This window comes from Thalassotalea sp. PP2-459 (genome assembly GCF_001913705.1).
Lineage (GTDB): Bacteria > Pseudomonadota > Gammaproteobacteria > Enterobacterales > Alteromonadaceae > Thalassotalea_C > Thalassotalea_C hakodatensis.
Map to the genome: position 1 here is coordinate 21,702 of NZ_MKQD01000017.1, position 20,333 is coordinate 42,034.

At 38.7% G+C, this 20,333-nt stretch carries 23 protein-coding genes; 3 read left to right on the forward strand and 20 right to left on the reverse strand.

Going from position 1 to position 20,333, the window contains the following annotated elements; genetic code table 11:
- The first annotated feature begins 132 nt into the window (after positions 1-132).
- Complete coding sequence (locus BI291_RS02835; RefSeq protein ID WP_175573067.1) at positions 133-1,746, forward strand: methyl-accepting chemotaxis protein; 1,614 nt, start codon at positions 133-135, stop codon at positions 1,744-1,746.
- Positions 1,747-1,829: 83 nt separating this feature from the next.
- Here the strand turns inward: BI291_RS02835 and glmU are convergent, their stop codons facing one another.
- Complete coding sequence (gene glmU / locus BI291_RS02840; RefSeq protein WP_074496242.1) at positions 1,830-3,188, reverse strand: bifunctional UDP-N-acetylglucosamine diphosphorylase/glucosamine-1-phosphate N-acetyltransferase GlmU; 1,359 nt, start codon at positions 3,186-3,188, stop codon at positions 1,830-1,832.
- A gap of 260 nt (positions 3,189-3,448) precedes the next feature.
- Here glmU and BI291_RS02845 point away from each other — a divergent pair, with 260 nt between their 5' ends.
- A complete protein-coding gene (locus BI291_RS02845; RefSeq protein WP_074496243.1) occupies positions 3,449-3,670 on the forward strand; it encodes a DUF6289 family protein in 222 nt (73 codons plus the stop codon).
- A 110-nt stretch (positions 3,671-3,780) separates the two neighbouring features.
- Here BI291_RS02845 and BI291_RS02850 read toward each other — a convergent pair whose 3' ends face one another.
- The 9 genes from BI291_RS02850 to BI291_RS02890 all read right to left on the reverse strand — a co-directional run bounded on the left by BI291_RS02850 (position 3,781) and on the right by BI291_RS02890 (position 10,658).
- Positions 3,781-4,200 (reverse strand): F0F1 ATP synthase subunit epsilon, encoded by a 420-nt coding sequence (locus BI291_RS02850; protein WP_074496244.1) that lies wholly within the window; start codon positions 4,198-4,200, stop codon positions 3,781-3,783.
- A gap of 47 nt (positions 4,201-4,247) precedes the next feature.
- Positions 4,248-5,633 carry a F0F1 ATP synthase subunit beta gene (gene atpD, locus BI291_RS02855; RefSeq protein ID WP_074496245.1) on the reverse strand — a complete coding sequence of 462 codons (1,386 nt, stop codon included), beginning with the start codon at positions 5,631-5,633 and terminating at the stop codon, positions 4,248-4,250.
- A 29-nt stretch (positions 5,634-5,662) separates the two neighbouring features.
- On the reverse strand, positions 5,663-6,523 hold the full coding sequence (atpG, locus tag BI291_RS02860; RefSeq protein ID WP_074496246.1) for a F0F1 ATP synthase subunit gamma: 861 nt from the start codon (positions 6,521-6,523) through the stop codon (positions 5,663-5,665).
- A gap of 28 nt (positions 6,524-6,551) precedes the next feature.
- Positions 6,552-8,093: a F0F1 ATP synthase subunit alpha gene (atpA, locus tag BI291_RS02865; protein WP_074496247.1), complete on the reverse strand. Its 1,542-nt coding sequence runs from the start codon at positions 8,091-8,093 to the stop codon at positions 6,552-6,554.
- 13 nt (positions 8,094-8,106) lie between these two features.
- The gene (gene atpH / locus BI291_RS02870; RefSeq protein WP_074496248.1) at positions 8,107-8,640 is read right to left on the reverse strand and encodes a F0F1 ATP synthase subunit delta; all 534 of its coding nucleotides are present in this window, start codon (positions 8,638-8,640) and stop codon (positions 8,107-8,109) included.
- Positions 8,641-8,653: 13 nt separating this feature from the next.
- A complete protein-coding gene (gene atpF / locus BI291_RS02875; protein ID WP_074496249.1) occupies positions 8,654-9,124 on the reverse strand; it encodes a F0F1 ATP synthase subunit B in 471 nt (156 codons plus the stop codon).
- Positions 9,125-9,175: 51 nt separating this feature from the next.
- Positions 9,176-9,412, reverse strand: coding sequence for a F0F1 ATP synthase subunit C (gene atpE, locus BI291_RS02880; RefSeq protein WP_074496250.1), 237 nt, complete (start codon positions 9,410-9,412; stop codon positions 9,176-9,178).
- A gap of 115 nt (positions 9,413-9,527) precedes the next feature.
- Positions 9,528-10,343 (reverse strand): F0F1 ATP synthase subunit A, encoded by an 816-nt coding sequence (gene atpB / locus BI291_RS02885; RefSeq protein ID WP_074496251.1) that lies wholly within the window; start codon positions 10,341-10,343, stop codon positions 9,528-9,530.
- 30 nt (positions 10,344-10,373) lie between these two features.
- Complete coding sequence (locus BI291_RS02890) at positions 10,374-10,658, reverse strand: ATP synthase subunit I (RefSeq protein ID WP_254849511.1); 285 nt, start codon at positions 10,656-10,658, stop codon at positions 10,374-10,376.
- Here BI291_RS02890 and BI291_RS18535 point away from each other — a divergent pair.
- Positions 10,543-10,854, forward strand: coding sequence for a hypothetical protein (locus BI291_RS18535; protein WP_254849512.1), 312 nt, complete (start codon positions 10,543-10,545; stop codon positions 10,852-10,854). The genes BI291_RS02890 and BI291_RS18535 overlap by 116 nt on opposite strands.
- A gap of 90 nt (positions 10,855-10,944) precedes the next feature.
- Here the strand turns inward: BI291_RS18535 and BI291_RS02895 are convergent, their stop codons facing one another.
- From BI291_RS02895 to rpmH, 10 genes are all read right to left on the reverse strand, one after another.
- Positions 10,945-11,847, reverse strand: a complete 903-nt coding sequence (locus BI291_RS02895) for a ParB/RepB/Spo0J family partition protein (RefSeq protein ID WP_074496253.1) — start codon at positions 11,845-11,847, stop codon at positions 10,945-10,947.
- Between the two features lie 23 nt (positions 11,848-11,870).
- Positions 11,871-12,653 (reverse strand): ParA family protein, encoded by a 783-nt coding sequence (locus tag BI291_RS02900; protein ID WP_074496254.1) that lies wholly within the window; start codon positions 12,651-12,653, stop codon positions 11,871-11,873.
- A gap of 23 nt (positions 12,654-12,676) precedes the next feature.
- The gene (gene rsmG, locus BI291_RS02905) at positions 12,677-13,303 is read right to left on the reverse strand and encodes a 16S rRNA (guanine(527)-N(7))-methyltransferase RsmG (protein ID WP_074496255.1); all 627 of its coding nucleotides are present in this window, start codon (positions 13,301-13,303) and stop codon (positions 12,677-12,679) included.
- Between the two features lie 17 nt (positions 13,304-13,320).
- Positions 13,321-15,210 (reverse strand): tRNA uridine-5-carboxymethylaminomethyl(34) synthesis enzyme MnmG, encoded by a 1,890-nt coding sequence (gene mnmG, locus BI291_RS02910; RefSeq protein WP_074496256.1) that lies wholly within the window; start codon positions 15,208-15,210, stop codon positions 13,321-13,323.
- A 406-nt stretch (positions 15,211-15,616) separates the two neighbouring features.
- Positions 15,617-16,060, reverse strand: coding sequence for an FMN-binding protein MioC (gene mioC / locus BI291_RS02915; protein ID WP_074496257.1), 444 nt, complete (start codon positions 16,058-16,060; stop codon positions 15,617-15,619).
- A 9-nt stretch (positions 16,061-16,069) separates the two neighbouring features.
- Positions 16,070-17,443: a tRNA uridine-5-carboxymethylaminomethyl(34) synthesis GTPase MnmE gene (mnmE, locus tag BI291_RS02920; protein ID WP_074496258.1), complete on the reverse strand. Its 1,374-nt coding sequence runs from the start codon at positions 17,441-17,443 to the stop codon at positions 16,070-16,072.
- A gap of 87 nt (positions 17,444-17,530) precedes the next feature.
- Complete coding sequence (gene yidC, locus BI291_RS02925; RefSeq protein WP_074496259.1) at positions 17,531-19,165, reverse strand: membrane protein insertase YidC; 1,635 nt, start codon at positions 19,163-19,165, stop codon at positions 17,531-17,533.
- A 2-nt stretch (positions 19,166-19,167) separates the two neighbouring features.
- Positions 19,168-19,419 carry a membrane protein insertion efficiency factor YidD gene (gene yidD, locus BI291_RS02930; RefSeq protein WP_074496260.1) on the reverse strand — a complete coding sequence of 84 codons (252 nt, stop codon included), beginning with the start codon at positions 19,417-19,419 and terminating at the stop codon, positions 19,168-19,170.
- Positions 19,386-19,742, reverse strand: a complete 357-nt coding sequence (gene rnpA, locus BI291_RS02935; protein WP_074496261.1) for a ribonuclease P protein component — start codon at positions 19,740-19,742, stop codon at positions 19,386-19,388. Before rnpA ends, yidD begins: the two co-directional genes overlap by 34 nt.
- Before the next feature lie 38 nt (positions 19,743-19,780).
- Complete coding sequence (rpmH, locus tag BI291_RS02940; protein ID WP_074496262.1) at positions 19,781-19,915, reverse strand: 50S ribosomal protein L34; 135 nt, start codon at positions 19,913-19,915, stop codon at positions 19,781-19,783.
- Positions 19,916-20,333 lie beyond the last annotated feature (418 nt).

The window sequence follows — 20,333 nt, forward strand, 5'->3', positions numbered from 1 at the left end:
CGAAAGTTATTATAGGAATTATCACGATTTATTCAAGACATTCTTCACGCAATAATTTAATTATTAGCTATATTTAAAGCATTCACTTTTCTTTACAAGAGAACAGCTTATATGAACTTCAATAGTATACGTGTGAAATACACTTCAGTTTTTTGTTTTATAGCGCTTACTTTTGTAGTGCTCGTATTACTCAATGTCAACCTCGTCAATAAAACACTCAATGGCATGGAACTTTTCGGGCAAAAATTTAATCCTGCAATTTCTGCTGTGTTAAATGCTGATCGTGACTTATATCAAGCCAGGGTAGCTGAACTTCAAGCTTTGTCTCATGGCAACAACAGTGAAAAGCTCACCGATGATCTTACCAATTACAAAGAAAATGCAAAACAAGCATATGACAGAATGCAAGAATTTATACAACACTTAAGTTTATATCCTGATGTTGCCAATAAACTTAATGGCTTTACAAAGGCTTATCAACAATGGAATAGCACATCATTAAAAGTTTTCTCGCTTATTGAACAAAACCAAATATCACAAGCTATTGCCTTAAGTGAAGGGCAGTCTTTAGTATTATTTGATCAATTACGTGATTTTTATAACATTGCTGGCGAAGTTGCAGACGAAAAAAGTGCTACCGTAAATGAAGAAACAATTGCTGCTGCTGAACAGGGACAAACAGTGTTAATTATTATTAGTGTAATTGTAGTGATTCTCACAGCTACGGTGGGCGTATTAGCACCGAAAGCGATGGCAGATGCCTTAGAAAGTTTGTCGATAAAATTAAAAGAATTAAATAGTGGTAATGGTGATTTAACCAAAAGGTTAAACAGCAATCGTAAAGATGAAATAGGCGAAGTTGCCAATGATATAGACGAGATGTTTAACAGCTTAACGACGTTAATAAAGTCTATTGTTGTGCAATCAAGTTCAGTGATCAATGGTGTGGAGCAACTTAACAACGGTGCCCACGAAATAGAAAACACCAGCCTTCAACAAACCGATGCCGTTGATGCTATCGCCACGGCAGTTAACGAAATGTCTTACGCTATCAAAGAGGTAGCAGAAAATGCACAAATGACAGCGCAAGAAGTGAATAAAGTAAACCAGTTAACCAATGAAGGAAGACAAATTACTACCGAAGCCGCCAATGAAATGCATACTTTGTCTACAACCGTAAGCCAAGCCACAGATGTTATTCGTAAACTTTCAGATAACTCTTCCAATATTGCGTCAGTACTTGATGTGATCAGAGGTATTGCAGAGCAAACAAACTTATTAGCGTTAAATGCCGCAATAGAAGCAGCTAGGGCTGGTGAACAAGGTCGAGGTTTTGCTGTAGTAGCAGACGAAGTAAGAACGCTTGCTGCCCGTACACAACAATCTACTGAAGATATTCATGTGATGATAGAAACACTTCAACATGGCGTTGAGGAAGCAGTGACAGCTATTAATAAAGGAAATTCAGCCACACAAACCGGGGTAGCTTTATCCGATAAAACATTAGAAGCATTCGAAAAAATATCGATTGCATCAAATCACGTAATAGACGCATCGTCACAAACCGCTACAGCAACAGAAGAACAAAGCCAGGTAGCAGAAGATGTAAGTAAGAATATAACCCTATTAGCAGACCAAACCACCGCTAATCACCAAATGGCTAGGAATAATGGTAATGACGCAATGAATATTCTTAGTTTAGCTCACGAACTTAATGGTTCTGTCTCAAGTTTTAAACTCGATTAGTTTTGAGCTCTAACAATACGTGAGTAAGGTAAAGCTAAGTTTCCCTTACTCACTTTTCATTAGTATGACAGAAGGTTAATCGTTTATTTTTTCGATGGACGCTGCCAACCATCAATGTTTCGTTGTTTACCACGGGCTACAGCTAACTGCTCTTTTTCAACATCTTTAGCGACCACAGAACCCGCACCAACAGTGGCTTTTGCGCCAACAAACACGGGAGCAACTAAAGACGTGTTTGAACCAATAAAAGCATTATCATCAATAATGGTTTGTGATTTATTAACACCATCATAGTTACAAGTAATTGTACCAGCACCAATATTCACATTTTTACCGATATTCGCATCACCCAAATAGGTTAAATGACCAGATTTACTGCCTTCGCCTAAAATAGATTTTTTCATTTCAACAAAATTGCCGACGTGCGAATCTCTATTCATCACAGAGCCAGGTCGTATACGTGCAAAAGGGCCTACAGAGCATTGGTCACCAATAACCGCACCTTCAATAATTGTATTTGGTTTAACTTCAGTAAATTCACCAATGGTACAGTCTTTCAAAATACAGTTCGCACCAATTTTTACGCCATCCGCTAAAACCACTTCACCTTCAAACACACAGTTAACATCAATGTTAACTTCCTGACCAATAAGTAGCTTTCCTCGAATGTCGATACGATTAGGATCTCGTAAACTCGCGCCATTTAACATTAATGTTTCAGCTTCTCTTAGCTGAAATGCACGCTCTAACGCTGCTAATTGAACTCTGTTGTTAGCCCCTTCTACTTCAATTTCAGTTTCAGGGTGGGCAGTAGCAATTGATTTACCTTCACCATGACATGCCGCAATAATATCGGTTAAGTAATACTCGCCTTGTGCATTGTCGTTTGACAAATTTGCTAGCCATCGTTTTAGATCACCACCATTTGCTAATAAGATACCAGTGTTACATTCATTAATAGTTAGTTGGTCGGATGTCGCATCTTTCTGCTCTACAATTCCAACAACATCACCAGATGATCTTACAATACGACCATAGCCGGTTGGATCTTTAAGGTTCACCGTTAATAACGACATACCGTTTTCAGGCTTTACTGCTATTAATTTTTCTAGTGTTGATACTTTTGTTAATGGCACATCTCCATAAAGTACAAGAACATTCTCATCATCTTTTAAAAAAGGTGAAGCCATATTTACCGCATGACCAGTACCTAATTGTTCAGCTTGTTCTACAAACGTTAAATCTTCACCGGTAATACGGGCTTTTAATACTTCACCGCCAAAACCATAAACCATGTAGATATTATCTGCATTAACACAACGTGCAGCATCAATGACATGTTCAACCATGGGTTTATCTGCAATAGCATGAAGAACCTTAGGTAATGATGATTTCATACGAGTACCTTTACCCGCAGCTAAAATGACAACAGAGAGTGACATAGTTAATCCATTAGTTGTTATTTGTTGTTGATACCTGCTTGCTTCTAGCGTAAGAAAACAGGACTGTGATTCTTTCATAGTGCGATATTATCGAAAGATTGTGAAGTAAAAGTACCAAGTTTATCTTTTTAACTTTCATTTTCCAGACGTTGACAAATAAACGTTTAATTTATAACCTAAATGAGTGAAGGGAGTCACTAACGTTGTTTTAATTAATTGGTAGCTCACCTTGCTAAAACACTATACTTAAAGGAATAAAGATGAAGAAATATTTAATCAACACAGCCACGGTATCATCACTAACAGCAATTATCGCATTTGCAGCCTATGCTTTACCCAGTCATTCAGAAGAATATATATACTTCTCGGATGCAACCTACACACAAGCGGTTGGTCACGGTACATTGCATTGTAACGGCCATTTATCTCAATCAGGACAAAAGACTTCATTTAAGAAAACAATGTTAAGTCATCCCTGCTAGAAAGGCACAATATCCTTTATAAAAATTTATAGAGCCTATTTTCAACTATAAAAAAAGCGACCTATTGGTCGCTTTTTAATTCACTAAAACATAGTAAAATAAACCGTAATTTACTTTTTCTTAGACGCTTGAATGACGCGTAATTGAGCAACGGCACGTGCTAATTCACAAGCAACTTCGGCATAATCAACATCATCACTTTGCGCATTCATGTGCGCTTCAGCACGCTGTTTTGCTTCTAACGCTGCTTGTTCATCTAGGTCATCTACACGTGCAGCAACATCAGCAAGCACAGTAACATTGTTCGGCTGAACTTCAAGCATACCACCTGAAAGGTAAAGTACTTCTTCTTCTCCACCGTATTTAACGATTCGAGCCATACCAGGTTTTAGTGAGGTCAGCAAAGGTGCATGACCAGGCATAATACCCAACTCACCTTCACTACCTGTGATCTGTAATGATTCAATGCGACCAGAAAACAATTTTTCTTCAGCACTTACTACATTCAGATTAACAGTTGTTAAAGACATTTTGACCTCCTAAAAGGTGACTACGTAATCATAGTCACCAGCTTTCATTACATGCTTTTAGCTTTTTCAGTTGCTTCTTCAATAGAACCAACCATGTAGAAAGCTTGCTCAGGCAATGCATCATATTCACCAGCAAGAATACCTTTAAAGCCAGCAATAGTGTCTTTAAGTGATACATACTTACCAGGAGAACCTGTAAATACCTCTGCAACGAAGAACGGCTGAGATAAGAAACGTTGAATCTTACGTGCACGATCAACCGTTTGCTTATCTTCTTCAGATAGTTCGTCCATACCTAAGATGGCAATAATATCTTTAAGTTCTTTGTAACGTTGAAGTACTGATTGAACGCCACGAGCAACCTCATAATGCTCAGCACCAACCACTAATGGGTCAAGCTGGCGAGAAGTTGAATCTAGAGGATCAATCGCAGGGTAAATACCTAATTCAGCAATAGAACGTGAAAGTACAACTGTTGCATCTAAGTGAGCAAAGGTTGTTGCTGGAGAAGGGTCTGTCAAGTCATCCGCAGGTACATATACCGCTTGGATGGAAGTGATTGAACCTTTATTCGTTGACGTAATACGCTCTTGAAGGATACCCATTTCTTCAGCTAATGTAGGTTGATAACCTACCGCTGATGGCATACGACCTAGAAGTGCAGATACCTCAGTACCAGCTAGTGTATAACGGTAGATGTTATCAACGAAGAACAGTACATCGCGACCTTCGTCACGGAATTTCTCTGCCATCGTCAAACCAGTCATCGCAACACGTAAACGGTTACCCGGTGGCTCGTTCATCTGACCATAAACTAATGATACTTTATCAAGTACATTAGAGTCGTTCATTTCATGATAGAAATCGTTACCTTCACGCGTACGCTCACCAACACCAGCGAATACTGAATACCCACTGTGCTCGATAGCGATGTTACGGATAAGCTCCATCATGTTAACGGTTTTACCAACACCAGCACCACCGAATAAACCAACTTTACCACCTTTAGCAAATGGACATACTAAGTCGATTACTTTGATGCCTGTTTCTAACAATTCGTTAGACATGGCTTGTTCTGCGTAAGCTGGTGCTTCACGGTGAATAGACCAACGATCTTTTTCACCAATAGGACCTGCTTCATCAATCGGCTCACCTAAAACGTTCATGATGCGACCTAACGTCTCAACACCAACTGGAACCTGGATTGCATTACCTGTATTTACTACATTCAGACCACGACGCAAACCGTCTGAGGTACCCATTGCGATAGTACGTACAACACCGCCACCAAGCTGCTGTTGCACTTCAAGTACTAATCCGTCAAGGTCACCTTCGGTTATGTTTAATGCGTCATATACCTGAGGTACAGCATCTTGTGGAAATTCAACATCCACAACTGCGCCAATGATTTGGACGACTTTACCTGTACTCATGTTTATTCCTCTTTAAATTTAATCTTTGCCTACACCGCTGCAGCACCAGCACATATTTCACTCAATTCTTGAGTAATACTTGCTTGACGCGCTTTGTTGTATACCAATTGTAAGTTATCGATTAAGTCACCAGCATTATCTGTAGCGGCTTTCATCGCAATCATACGAGCGGCTTGCTCACATGCGAGGTTTTCAACCACGCCTTGGTACACCTGAGACTCTGTATAACGAACCAATAATTTATCAAGTATTGCTTGAGCATCTGGTTCATATAAGTAATCCCAACGATGTTGAATTGCGTCATCGTCTGACTTAGGCAAAGGTAAAAGTTGATCGATAGTCGGCTGTTGCGTCATGGTATTTACAAACTTGTTGTAAACCACATAAAGCTTGTCTATTTTTCCGTTGTCATAGGCATCAAGCATCACTCGTACTGAACCAATAAGGTCAGTTACAGAGGGTGTATCACCTAAACCTGAAACTTGTGCGGTTACGTTTGCGCCCATATTGTTGAAAAAAGCAGTAGCTTTTGAGCCTACTACACAAAATTCAACTTCAGCGCCATCAGCTTGCCATTTGCCAGCATCAGATAACACAGACTTAAATAAATTTACATTTAAGCCACCACATAATCCACGGTCTGTAGAGACAACGATATAGCCTACACGCTTGACTTCTCGCTCTTCCAAATATGGATGGCGATATTCAAGGTTTCCAAGCGCGATGTGACCGATCACATTTCGCATATTTTCAGCGTATGGACGAGATGCAGCCATAGCATCTTGCGCGCGGCGCATTTTACTGGCTGCTACCATTTCCATTGCGCTGGTGATTTTCTGCGTATTTTGTACGCTTCCAATCTTCGATTTTATCTCTTTAGCGCCGGACATGACTATTCTCTCCGAAAAGGTTAACTAATTACCAAGTTTGCGTAGACTTGAACGTGTCAAGTGCTTTTGCCAAACCTGCTTCGATGTCTTTATCGTAGTTACCGCTTTCGTTGATCTTAGCCATCAACTCAGCATGATCGCCGGTTACGTAGCTGTGTAATGCAGCTTCGAAATCACCGATTTTTGCTAGGTCTACGTCGTTTAAATAGCCTTTTTCAGCAGCGAAAAGCGAAACCGCCGTTTCAGCAACTGATAATGGGCTATATTGCTTTTGTTTCATTAACTCAGTTACACGTTGACCGTGTTCTAACTGTTCACGCGTAGCGTCATCCAAGTCAGAAGCAAACTGAGCGAAAGCTGCAAGCTCACGATATTGAGCAAGTGCTAAACGAATACCGCCACCAAGTTTTTTGATGATTTTCGTTTGCGCTGCACCACCAACACGAGATACTGAAAGACCAGCATTAACAGCAGGACGAATACCTGAGTTAAATAAATCTGTCTCAAGGAAGATTTGACCATCAGTAATTGAAATAACGTTCGTTGGTACGAATGCAGATACATCACCTGCTTGTGTTTCAATAATAGGTAATGCTGTTAAAGAACCCGTTTGGCCTTTAACTTCACCATTAGTGAAACGTTCAACATATTCTTCATTTACACGTGCAGCGCGTTCTAATAAACGTGAATGCAAGTAGAATACGTCACCAGGGTATGCTTCACGTCCTGGTGGACGACGAAGTAATAGTGATATTTGACGATAAGCTACCGCTTGTTTAGATAAATCATCATAAACAATCAGCGCGTCTTCACCACGGTCACGGAAGTATTCACCCATTGCACAACCAGAGTATGGTGCAAGGTATTGTAGTGCAGCAGCTTCTGACGCTGAAGCAACAACAACAATTGTGTTATCTAATGCGCCATGCTCTTCTAAACTACGTACAACGTTTGCGACGGTAGACGCTTTTTGACCAATCGCAACATAGATAGATTTAATACCTGTGTTCTTTTGGTTAATAATCGCATCTAGTGCAATCGCTGATTTACCGATTTGACGGTCACCGATGATAAGCTCACGTTGACCACGACCGATTGGAATCATCGAGTCAATTGACTTGATACCTGTTTGTACAGGTTGGTCAACTGATTTACGTTCGATAACACCTGGTGCTACTACTTCAACTGGAGAAAAACCGTCATTTTCAATCGGGCCTTTTCCATCAATAGGCTCACCTAATGTGTTTACTACGCGGCCTAAAAGACCACGACCTACTGGTACTTCCAAAATACGGCCAGTACCTTTTACTTTTACGCCTTCTGCTAGGTCAGCATATGGACCCATAACTACCGCACCTACCGAATCACGGTCAAGGTTTAACGCGATAGCGAAGCGGTTACCAGGAAGTTCGATCATCTCACCTTGCATTGCGTCTGCAAGGCCGTGAATGCGAATGATACCGTCGGTTACTGAAACGATAGTACCTTCGTTACGAGCTTCGCTGACAACGTCAAACTGTTCAATACGTTTTTTGATCAGTTCAGCGATTTCAGTGGAATTCAGTTGCATGCTCTGTTCCCCGTTAAGATTGCATTGTTGTTGCTAAGCGGTTCAATTTACCTCTAACAGAACCGTCGATTACCATGTCACCAGCTTTAATTACTAAGCCTGACACTACGTTTGCATCTACAATACAATTGAGCTTTACTTTTCGAGCCAAGCGCTTTTCAAGCGCGGCACTAATACTTACTTGTTGGTCAGCTGTTAATTCAACAGCTGACGAAACATCCACAGTAATTTCTTTTTCATATTCGGCTTTTAATAAGCCAAATTGCTCTGAAACCTGTGGTAGTACCAACAATCGTTCGTTTTCAGCCATTACTTTAATTAAGTTTTGGCCCTGTGGATTCAGTTGTTCGTCACATACTTTGATGAACAAGTCTTGTGCTTGTTCAACAGATGCTCCGCCTGATAAATAGCTGGTCATTGTTTCATTAGTTGAAACTTCTGACGCAAATACTAGCATTTCTTGCCAAGCATCTACCGCACCAGCTGCCACAGCATATTCGAACGCTGCTTTAGCATAGGGACGAGCGATTGTTGTCAATTCAGACATGCCCTATACCCTCTTAAAGTTCTGCTACTAGTTTATCTAAGATGTCGCTGTGTGCAGCGGCATCAATTGAACGCTCGAGAATTTTCTCGGCACCGGCTACAGCAAGAATAGCTACTTGTTTACGTAACTCTTCTTTAGCACGATTGCGTTCAGACTCAATTTCTGTATGGCCAGCAGCTAAGATTTTCTCTTTTTCTGCTTGCGCTTTTTCAGCAGCATCTTCAATTAATTGTGCTTCACGCTTTTTAGCTGCTTCGATAATATCAGCAGCTTGCGCTTTAGCTTCTTTTAATTGTGCTGTTGCTTTTTCTTGCGCTAAGGCAAGATCTTTAGCAGCACGATCAGATGCAGCTAGACCATCAGCAATGGTTTTCTGACGAGTTTCAATAGCTGCAATAATTGGCGGCCATACAAACTTCATACAGAAAATAACGAATACGACAAATGCGATCATTTCACTGACAAAAGTGATATTTACGTTCATTTGTGTACCTCCTATTTAAATTCGCAGTTAAAAAAGTCTAAAAAAAATTAATTAGCCAATTTTCACGAATAGGATGTATAGACCCATTGCAACACCGATGATTGCGATCGCATCGATTAGACCAGCTACGATGAACATTTTAACTTGAAGTTGTGGCGCTAATTCTGGTTGACGAGCAGCAGATTCTAAGAACTTACCACCTAAAAGACCGAAACCGATCGCTGTACCTAATGCACCTAAGCCGATAAGTAACGCAGCTGCTACATATAGTAAACCTAAGTTTTCCATTTTTATCTCCGATTATTAAAGTAAAATTAAAAGTTAAAAAATTAAATTTTTTCGGGTTTCCTTACCCTTTGCCCTTCGGGCCGGCTAATAGCCGTTCTAACCTAATCCCGAAAGGTTAGTGATCTTCGTGCGCTAAACTCAAGTAAACTATCGTTAACGTCATAAAAATAAATGCTTGTAGTGGAATAACTAACAAGTGGAACGCAGCCCATAAGAAGTGCGGGCCAAATATTTGCCAAACACCCATTGTTGCGATCAAGATGAAAATAAGCTCACCTGCATATAAGTTACCAAATAAACGTAAAGCAAGTGATAGCGGACGAGCTAATAAAGTAACCACTTCAAGTACAAAGTTCACAGGATATAATGTCCAATGACCAAAAGGTTGTACGCTCAGCTCTTTAATAAAGCCGCCAATGCCTTTCACTTTGATTGAGTAATAAATGATTAACCAAAAAACGCCTAATGCTAACGCTAAGGTCATATTAATGTCTGTAGTAGGTACAGATTTAATATAATGAATACCCACTAGGCCGGCTAAGGTTGGAATAAGATCCACTGGTACCCAGTCCATCGCGTTCATTAAGAAAACCCAAACAAAAATCGTCAATGCTAAAGGAGCGATAACAGGGTTTTTTCCATGAAATGAGCTTTTAACGCTATCGTCAACAAACTCAACGATCATTTCAATAGCACATTGAAGCTTACCAGGAACACCTGTTTCTGCTTTTTTTGCCACGGAACGGAAGATATATAAAAACACCATACCTAAGAATATTGACCATCCTAATGTATCAACATGTAAGGTCCAGAAACCAGCATCAGTACACGCTTTATTAAACGCGACGCCGCCGTCTGCCATACACATCTTTGCATTAGTTAAATGGTGGCTAATATATTCTTGGCTGGTAATTTCAGCACTTGAAGCCATATTTTTGTCCTAATGATTAAAGTTTAAATTCTAATTTCTATAAAAAATCGGTGTTAGTAGTGGTATCACCACTACTAAACAATATGTTGCGAAAAAAGGGGCTGGTAAAATATTCAAAAACTTAAATGCCAATGCAAATAATAATGCTGACAACCCCAGTTTTAACTTCACGCCACTATAAAAGGATTGCATTACCTCTTTGGACGCTTGTGCTCCTGCATATTTAAATGCTTTATATGCAAACACACAATTAGGGAGTATTGCTATTATGCCACCAGCAATAGCTGATTCAGCATACGATACTCCCGCAAAAATAAAGCTTATTATCGTACAAGTGATCACTACACAAATCATGATCAATAGTTGCATTAACGCGAGTTTTCTACCTTCTTTAGTTAATGCATTGTTTTGCCTGTTTATCGCAAGGCTCCTCAACGAAGATTTTCGTAAAACTTGTACTTTTTTTCAGCAAGTTTTTATACTTGATAAAAGTCGACGCAAGTATACTTAATTACAGCGTTAATGCAACAAAAGAGGGCAGCGCTTGCCCTCTATATGTGCGAATATCTTATATTAATAATAAATTTATATTAACAATTTTTTAAAATGAACCAAAGCGCGCGACGATGCCATCTAACTCATCTAAATTGCTATACGATATGACTAATTTACCTTTGCCTTTTTTATTATGAGAAATGTTCACATGTGAACCAAGCTTCTCTGATAAGTTTTGCTCAAGAGACAATGTATCTGGGTCTTTCACTTTATCTTCTTTAGGTTGCTCAGGCTGTTGCGCTTTTTTTATTAACGCTTCCGTCTCACGCACATTTAACTCTTTAGCAACGACGGCTCTCGCTGTTGTTGTTTGCACATCCCCTTGCAACGCAAGTAATGCTCGCGCATGACCCATTTCAATATCGCCATGCTCTAATAATGTTTTAACATCATCATTTAAATTATTTAAGCGTAATAGATTAGTAACCGCTGTGCGTGATTTACCAACAGCATCAGCAACCTCTTGATGGGTTAATTCAAACTCCGTCAATAAGCGCTCTAACGCAACAGCTTCTTCCATTGCATTTAAATCTTCTCGCTGAATATTTTCTATCAACGCCATTGCTACCGCAGCTTCATCAGCGACATTCTTAATGAGACAGGGTACAACATCAATATTGGCTAATTGCGCGGCACGCCACCGACGCTCACCTGCAATAATCTCGTATTTATTATGATCAATAACACGAACAACGATGGGCTGGATGATCCCTTGAGATTTAATTGAATGGCTTAATTCATCTAACGCATCTGGTGACATATCTTTTCGTGGTTGATATTTACCAGGTTGCAATTGTTCTATCGGAAGTTTTTGCAATTCGCTATCGGTAATAACAGCTGAATCGGATTGCTGTATTTCAACGTCGTTTGATTCAGCTGCTTTTCTTGGTGCATTGGTTAATAGGGCATCTAAGCCTCTACCAAGGCCTCTACGTTTTGAAGGGCTCATAGTTTTCCTTGCAAAATAATATGTTAACTAGCTTGCTTTTGTTGTTGTTTCTTTCTGATCATTTCGCCCGCTAAGGCTAGATAAGCTTTAGCGCCTGTTGATGATTTATCGTAGTACATTGCAGGAGCACCAAAACTTGGCGCTTCTGCTAAACGTACGTTTCTTGGAATAACTGTACGATAAACTTTATCACCGAAATGTCGTTTTAATTGTTCTGATACGTCGTTCGCAAGGCGATTACGAGGATCATACATAGTACGTAGAATCCCTTCTATTTCGAGATCACCATTAACGACAGATTGTAATTGCGAAATGGTATCCATTAGTGCCGTTAAACCTTCAAGTGCATAATACTCACATTGCATTGGCACTAATACAGAATCAGCAGCAGTCATTGCATTTACCGTCAGCATATTTAACGAAGGAGGACAATCGATGATAATAAAATCATACTCATTTCTTACTGGCGCTAAAGCATTTTTAAGACGTTGTTCGCGCGCGTAAACTTCCATTAATTTAATTTCTGCTGCGGTAACATCAGTATTTGCAGCAATAAGATGATAAATACCTGTTGTATCTTTACAGACAACTTTTTCGAAAGGCGTTTCTTCAATTAATAATTCATAACAAGTCGCATGTACATCATATTTATCAATACCGCTCCCCATTGTGGCATTACCTTGAGGATCTAAATCAATTAACAATACCTGACGTTTTGTAGCAGCTAAAGATGCGGCTAAATTAACAGCTGTTGTTGTTTTGCCAACGCCACCTTTTTGGTTAGCAACTGCAATTATTTTTCCCACTGAAACCTCAATTTTTATTATTGTTAAACGTTAATTAGTTCAATCAAGTGACGTTCGCCAATTAGTTCAGGCACTTTAATTTCATGACTATCCGCTAATATAACACCTTTAGGTAATTGCGCTAATTCTTCTTGTGGATATTGACCTTTTAGCGCAAAAAATCTACCTTGATCTTTTGCAACAAGGTGATGGCACCATTGCACCATATCTTCTAGCGACGCAAAAGCTCGACTTAATACCCCATCAAATGGAACTTCAGGTTGATATGCTTCAACTCGCGATAATAAAGGAGATACATTAGCAAGTTTTAATTGAAAAACAACCTGCTTTAAAAAGGTTATACGCTTACCTAAGCTATCAAGTAACGTAAAGTGCTTTTCTGGGTACATTATCGCTAAAGGTATGCCAGGTAAACCTGGACCTGTTCCAACATCAATGAATGTTTCGCCCACGAGGAGAGGGCCGACCATCATACTGTCTAAAATATGTTTAACCAACATATCTTCAGGGTTTCTAACCGAAGTTAAATTATAGGTTTTATTCCATTTATTCAGTAACTCTACATAACTAATTAACTGAGAAATTTGCTGTTCTGATACGTTAAGATCAGTTTTACTAATTAAACGTGCTAAGTTTTCTTTCAACGACATGTATAGGTCCAAAGAATCTATGCGGATTTTCGCAATAAACCATGTTTTTTAAGATAAACTAATAATAACGATATTGCTGCTGGTGTGATACCAGAAATTCGCGAAGCTTTGCCAATCGTTTCAGGTTTAGCATCAGAAAGCTTTGCAACAACTTCATTTGAAAGTCCTGAAATCTGGCTATAATCAAATTCAACAGGGATCAATGTATCTTCATGACGTTTTTTTTTGGCAATGTCGTCAAGTTGCCTATCAATATAACCGGCATATTTAATTTGAATTTCAACTTGCTCAGACGCTTGTTTATCAGCTAAAGGCTGACCTAATGCTTCAATCGCCATTAAATCTTGATAGCGAACTTCAGGGCGACGTAATAATTCTTCTAAACTATTTTCACGGCTAATTGGGTTTTTAACCAACTGATTTATTTGCGCTATTGCAGGGTGATCTTTCTGGATCCATGTAGATTTTAATCGCTGACGTTCTACTTCGATATTTTCAAGCTTTTCATTAAAACGTTGCCATCTTGCATCATCAACTAAACCAAGTTTGCGACCCGTTTCAGTTAAACGAATATCGGCATTGTCTTCTCTAAGCAATAATCGATATTCAGCACGAGATGTGAACATACGGTATGGCTCTTTAGTACCAAGCGTTGCTAAATCATCAACGAGTACTCCCATATAGGCTTGATCACGACCTAAAATCATTTGATCTTTACCTTGAACACGAGCAGCAGCATTAGTTGCAGCAATTAATCCTTGAGCGCCAGCTTCTTCATAACCTGTAGTACCATTAATTTGCCCTGCAAAGTAAAGGTTATTGATAAATTTACTTTCTAAGGTTTGTTTTAAATCTCGAGGATCAAAAAAATCATATTCAATCGCATAACCAGGGCGGGTAATGTGCGCATTTTCAAAGCCATTAATTGACCGAACTAACGTCATTTGAACATCAAAAGGCAAACTCGTTGAAATACCGTTAGGGTATACTTCATGTGTGGTTAAGCCTTCTGGCTCTACAAATATTTGATGTGTATCTTTATCTGCAAAACGCATGATTTTATCTTCGATAGAAGGGCAATAACGAGGCCCTACACCTTCGATGACGCCTGTATACATAGGTGATCTATCAAGTCCCTTACGGATAATGTCATGGGTATTGGCATTAGTGTGAGTAATAAAACACGGTATTTGTTCTGGATGATCAGTTGTTGATCCCATAAATGAAAATACGGGTCTAGGATCATCCCCAGGTTGTGCTTCCATCACTGAAAAATCTAAGGTTCTAGCATCAAGTCTTGGTGGTGTACCTGTTTTTAAACGATCCATTCTAAAAGGCATATCACGTAATTTATTTGCTAAATTAACACTTGCTGGATCTCCAGCTCTACCGCCTTGATAATTATTCAAACCAATATGTATTTGACCTGCGAGGAAAGTACCAACGGTTAATACAACGGTTTGAGCTTTAAACTTTAAGCCCATTTGCGTTGATACACCAACGACTTGATCATTTTCTAAAATAAGATCATCACAAGGTTGTTGAAAGATCGTTAAGTTTTCTTGGTTTTCAAGATAGTTACGTACGTAATTTCGATAAAGCGTACGATCTGCTTGAGCCCTAGTAGCCCTTACAGCAGGACCTTTGCTTGCATTTAAGGTACGAAATTGAATGGCAGCATGATCAATGGCTGTCGCCATTAAACCACCTAGCGCATCAATTTCTTTAACCAAATGTCCTTTGCCGATCCCACCGATTGCAGGGTTACAAGACATTTGACCTAACGTGTCGATATTATGTGTTAACAATAGGGTTTTACACCCCATACGAGCAGCTGCCAAGGCCGCTTCTGTACCAGCATGACCACCACCTACAACGATGACTTCATAAGTGTCTTGATACCACATAATGCCACTAACCTTAAAATGTATTTCTTGCAAAAGGGCACGTATTTTATCTTGTTTTCATGTGAAGTGAAACGATCAAATCACTAAAAAGATCAGCTGTGGATCATTAATAATATATAAAGATCTATATAAAGATCTTATTATTGATCTTTATTAGTAAAGTGATTTTCTGTGGATAAAGGGTTTTTCCTTATATAAATCAATTTGATCTTAATGATCGTTTCTTGTGATCAAAGTATGATCAATTGCTAAATAACCTTTGATCAAAAAGCCTATTTATCCACAACCGTGCGTATTTAATATTTTATTAACTGGAAAATAAATTTTAATACAGGGTTTATTCTTAAGTTATCCACATTTGATTTGTTTTAATACTCTTTCTGTGAATAAAATACTTATAAGCAGTTTATAAGTGATCTTTATTTGCTAAAAGCCATGCTTGTGCTTCTTCTTCTGGATCAATATCAAGTGTCATATCAAATGTTTTTATTGATATTAACCTTTTGCAACCCTTTGAATATATTAGATTATCTATGTTTTTTGCTGCAAAACAGAAGGTGTCGTAATTAGAGTCTCCAATACCGATCACCGTATACTTAGTTGAGGATAAATCGATCGTCGTATTTGTGAGTTGATCAATAAAAGGCAGTAAGTTGTCTGGGTAATCTCCAGCACCATGTGTTGAGGTACATATTAACCATGTTTGATTTTGAGAGGGTATTTCAGTGAGATCAGGTGATAAATGCAGCGTTACATCATGTCCTAATTGCGTTAATGTTTCTTCGCACGCTTCTGCAACATATTCAGTGCCGCCTAGCATGCTTCCAACGATAATTTGAAATGAAGACATAATGATCCTTTATTTGCCAATACAAAATGATGAAAAGATCTCACCTAGTAGATCATCATTAGTAAATTCGCCTGTTATTTGATTTAACGCGTTCTGACAAAGTCTTAATTCTTCAGCTAGAATTTCACCTGCCACATAAGATTCAAGTTGCTCTAAGCCAATACTAAGATGATGATAGCCTTGTTCAATGGCTGCTAAATGGCGTCTACGGGCCATAAAACCACCTTCTGTACTACCTTGATAACCCATAATATCTTTTAAGTGGCCAGTTAGTAATGAAATACCATCTTGGTTTTTTGCAGAAAGGGTTATGGTTGGATAGTCAGTGTCTTTATCAAATTGAACGGCTTTGTTGAATATATCTGCTTTGTTTTTAATGATTGTCAATTCAATGTTTTCTGGAAGTTTTTCAAAAAACTCGGGCCAGTATTTTTTTGGATCTTCAATTGACTGATCCGCGTCAATTAATAGTAAAATTCGATCTGCTTGTTTTATTTCCTGCCATGCGCGTTCAATACCTATTTGCTCGACTTTATCAGATGATTTTCTAAGCCCTGCGGTGTCAATAATATGTAGCGGCATCCCATCAATATGAATATGTTCTGATAATACGTCTCGTGTTGTTCCTGCGATATCTGTAACAATAGCGCTTTCTTTACCGCTTAGCGCATTTAACAGGCTCGATTTGCCTGCGTTAGGACGGCCAGCGATTACAACCCTCATACCTTCTCTTAATAAACTACCTTGCTTTGCTTTTTGCTGCACATCTTCTACTTTTTTGATCAGTGCTTTAAGTTGATTGACGACTTTTTCATCTGCAAGAAAATCAATTTCTTCTTCTGGAAAATCAATAGCTGCTTCCACATACATTCTTAAATGAATTGTGTCGTTTACTATCTCGTGAATTAGTGCTGAAAAATCGCCTTGTAACGAATGTAATGCGCTTTTTGCTGCTTGTTCTGATGTGGCATTGATCAAATCTGCAATCGCTTCAGCTTGTGCTAAATCGAGCTTATCATTTAGAAAAGCTTGCTCACTGAATTCACCGGGGTTGGCCATACGAATATTGTCAATTGCGATGATAGATTTTAACAACATATCAAGAATAATGGGGCCGCCATGACCTTGAAGTTCTAATACATCTTCACCGGTAAATGAATGTGGCCCTTTAAAAAATAATGCGATACCCTGATCAATGATTTGTTGATTATTATCATAAAAGGGTAAGTATTCAGCTTTTCTAATCGCAGGGCATCTACCTAATACTTTTTCTGCAACTATAGAGGCTAAGGGGCCCGATACTCTAATAATACCAACACCGCCTCTACCTGGTGGAGTAGCTTGTGCTGCAATGGTTTCAATATTGGATACTGTTGTTGTCATAATGCTCTAACGACTAAATATGAATGCCAGTATTATAAACATAATCGTATTCAGGGTAAAAAAAAGCGACCTTTCGGTCGCTTAATGTTATTTATTTTTTTGCTTTTCGAGTGAGGCAAATATAATTTTCATCTGAATGATGGAAATAACATTACTTACTAGCCAGTACAATACTAGGCCTGACGGGAACCAGAAGAAAAAGATAGTAAACATTACCGGCATATATTGCATAATTTTTTGCTGCATTGGGTCTTGTATGGTCATTGGCTGCATTTTTTGCATAATGAACATACTGATACCCATCAACACTGGTAATATGTAGTAAGGATCTTTAGAAGATAAATCAGTTAACCATAAACCGAATGACGCATGTCTTAATTCAACACTTTCTAAAAACACCCAATATAATGCTAAGAAAATAGGCATTTGAATTAATAACGGTAAACAACCACCGGCAGGGTTTACTTTCTCTTTGCGATAAAGCTCCATCATGGCTTGAGAAAGTTTTTGTCTATCGTCACCAAAACGCTCTTTTAACTGCGTCATTTTTGGTTGTAGTTCACGCATTTTTGCCATAGACGTGTATTGCGCTTTGGTGAGCGGGTACATAATACCTTTTACGATGACCGTAATGATAATAATTGCAACGCCCCAGTTGATGACAAGTGCTTGTATTTGAATCAGTAACCAATGTAGTGGTGAACTGATCATAAATAAAAAGCCAAAATCGACGGTGAGATCAAGTCCATCTGCTATTTCAGCTAGTGCGTCTTGATCTTTAGGTCCAACATAGAATGTTGTTGAGATAGTTTCAGTTGAACCTGATTCAATAATTTGAGCTGGTGCTTTAAAGCCAATAACCGCTTCATTCTTACTACGTGAAAACTCAGTATATAATAAGTTTACTTGCTCAGCATTAGGTACCCAAGCTGATACAAAGTAATGCTGAAGCATTGCAACCCAACCACCTTGAGTTGTTTCATTTAATTTTGCGTCAGCAATGTCATCAAAGTCATATTTTTCGTAGCGTTCTTCTTGGGTAGAATAAGCTGCACCTCGATAGGTTGGTATTAAAGCGCTAGATTGATCAACACTAGCCGATTGGCGTAGCTGAGCATATAGTTCAACACTTGCTGCACTGTTTGATGCATTTTCAACAATATAATCTACGTCGACTTGGTAACTACCTGGTGTAAAGGAAAAGTTTTTCTTAACGGTTAAGCCATCGTTTGTAATATAAGTTAATGAAACAACAAGGGGTTGTCCTTCGCTCATTTGATAAGTAGTGCTTTCAACTTGGTAAATAGGGCGACCTTTCACTGTTCGGTCTATGCCTTGTGCACCCGTTAATCCACTTTGCGCAATATATCTAAAGTTACCATTTTGCATCATGGTAAACGGAATACCATTACCTTGTTCCGTGTCATAATTAAGCAACGTCGCCTCAACGATATCACCGCCTTTGGTATCTATTTTTATGGCTAATACATCCGTTGTAATTTCCACTAAAGTTGCACTAGCTTTTGTTGTAACTTCTGTTGATTTTGAAGCACTTGGCGCAGGAACGAAGTCGTCATCACTTGATTGTGTGATAGCTGAATCATTGTCGCTTTGGCTGAATTGTGTGATCGGTTCAGGCGCATTGTCTTGTTGCCATTGCTGATACAGCAAAAAACTAACAACCATAAGCGCAATAAATAAAAAACTGCGTTGAGACTCCATAATTAATACTTTCTCTTCTTTTTTGGTGGTACGGGATCTTCACCGCCCGCATTTAGTGGGTGGCATTTTAGTATACGTTTGCCTGCTAACCAACAACCTTTTACAACACCAAAGCGATTAATTGCCTCAATTGCATAAAAAGAGCATGTTGGCGTGAACCTGCAGTTATTCCCTAATAACGGGCTAAGCCAGCGTTGGTAAGCTTTTACAGCAGATATGGCTATTTTTTGTGGCGTTGAATTATTTTTCGCCATATTTTATCCAACTGCTTTCTTATTTGTTGGTTATCGAGTTCATCTGTGCCTGAGCGAACCATAACTACTATATCAATATGGGGTAGTTGATGTTGTTTCAAGCGAAAACTATTTCGTACTAATCTTTTTATCCGATTTCTTTGCACAGCAAGTTTTACGCGTTTTTTAGCAATGGCTAAACCTAAACGACTATTTTGTTCTGAATTTGGTGTAATTAGTACAGTGATATGGCTAGAGCCAAAACGAGATGGGTTTTTAAAAGCTGATTGGAATTGACTGGGAGTCAAAAGTCTTGACTCCCGAGTAAATTCAAAAGTAACCATGAGGTTACAAACTCTTTATTGAAAGATTAATAAAGAGATTAAGCGCTTAGGCGTGCGCGGCCTTTAGCACGGCGACGTGCTAATACTGCACGACCGTTTTTAGTAGCCATACGAGCACGGAATCCGTGGTTACGCTTACGTTTTAATACGCTAGGTTGAAATGTTCTTTTCATTACGCTATCCGTCGGTTGTTGTTGCCCTGGCAAAACCGCCGTTTCGAGCACACTTGGTCAAAAAAAGAGGCGGAATTCTATATATTATACGCGCTAATGTCAATCATTAATCTTGATTATATTGTTAGAGGATCAAAATAGATCTTTTTATCGATCCTGTACATATCCACAGTTTTCTAACATTTACGATTGTAATTCCATCTTTCTATCCCTTGTTTGCGTTTTTTCTGATGTTAATTTCTGCTCTTTTCAAGTGATAAATAAAAAATCAAGCCATTAAATAGCTGACTTTAACGATTATTTTTACTTTTTTGTAAAATAGTCAAAAGTCAATATTGAAGTTGTGGATAAGTAGAGGGATAATGCTTGGATATTATAAAAAAGATAAACAGGTTTATCCCTTTATTCTAATTTTAAA

Bases quoted from the DNA above. Each gene is read 5' to 3' on its own strand.
- mnmG (WP_074496256.1), bottom strand. From the start codon at position 15,210: ATGTGGTATCAAGACACTTATGAAGTCATCGTTGTAGGTGGTGGTCAT.
- atpA (WP_074496247.1), bottom strand. From the start codon at position 8,093: ATGCAACTGAATTCCACTGAAATCGCTGAACTGATCAAAAAACGTATT.
- rnpA (WP_074496261.1), bottom strand. From the start codon at position 19,742: ATGGTTACTTTTGAATTTACTCGGGAGTCAAGACTTTTGACTCCCAGT.
- atpB (WP_074496251.1), bottom strand. From the start codon at position 10,343: ATGGCTTCAAGTGCTGAAATTACCAGCCAAGAATATATTAGCCACCAT.
- atpE (WP_074496250.1), bottom strand. From the start codon at position 9,412: ATGGAAAACTTAGGTTTACTATATGTAGCAGCTGCGTTACTTATCGGC.
- mnmE (WP_074496258.1), bottom strand. From the start codon at position 17,443: ATGACAACAACAGTATCCAATATTGAAACCATTGCAGCACAAGCTACT.
- atpG (WP_074496246.1), bottom strand. From the start codon at position 6,523: ATGTCCGGCGCTAAAGAGATAAAATCGAAGATTGGAAGCGTACAAAAT.
- atpH (WP_074496248.1), bottom strand. From the start codon at position 8,640: ATGTCTGAATTGACAACAATCGCTCGTCCCTATGCTAAAGCAGCGTTC.
- yidD (WP_074496260.1), bottom strand. From the start codon at position 19,419: ATGGCGAAAAATAATTCAACGCCACAAAAAATAGCCATATCTGCTGTA.
- BI291_RS02850 (WP_074496244.1), bottom strand. From the start codon at position 4,200: ATGTCTTTAACAACTGTTAATCTGAATGTAGTAAGTGCTGAAGAAAAA.
- BI291_RS02895 (WP_074496253.1), bottom strand. From the start codon at position 11,847: ATGAGCCCTTCAAAACGTAGAGGCCTTGGTAGAGGCTTAGATGCCCTA.
- yidC (WP_074496259.1), bottom strand. From the start codon at position 19,165: ATGGAGTCTCAACGCAGTTTTTTATTTATTGCGCTTATGGTTGTTAGT.
- rpmH (WP_074496262.1), bottom strand. From the start codon at position 19,915: ATGAAAAGAACATTTCAACCTAGCGTATTAAAACGTAAGCGTAACCAC.
- mioC (WP_074496257.1), bottom strand. From the start codon at position 16,060: ATGTCTTCATTTCAAATTATCGTTGGAAGCATGCTAGGCGGCACTGAA.
- atpD (WP_074496245.1), bottom strand. From the start codon at position 5,633: ATGAGTACAGGTAAAGTCGTCCAAATCATTGGCGCAGTTGTGGATGTT.
- rsmG (WP_074496255.1), bottom strand. From the start codon at position 13,303: ATGTCGTTGAAAGAAAACTTAGCACGTTTAATTAGTAAAACTGATCTT.
- glmU (WP_074496242.1), bottom strand. From the start codon at position 3,188: ATGTCACTCTCTGTTGTCATTTTAGCTGCGGGTAAAGGTACTCGTATG.
- atpF (WP_074496249.1), bottom strand. From the start codon at position 9,124: ATGAACGTAAATATCACTTTTGTCAGTGAAATGATCGCATTTGTCGTA.
- BI291_RS02845 (WP_074496243.1), top strand. From the start codon at position 3,449: ATGAAGAAATATTTAATCAACACAGCCACGGTATCATCACTAACAGCA.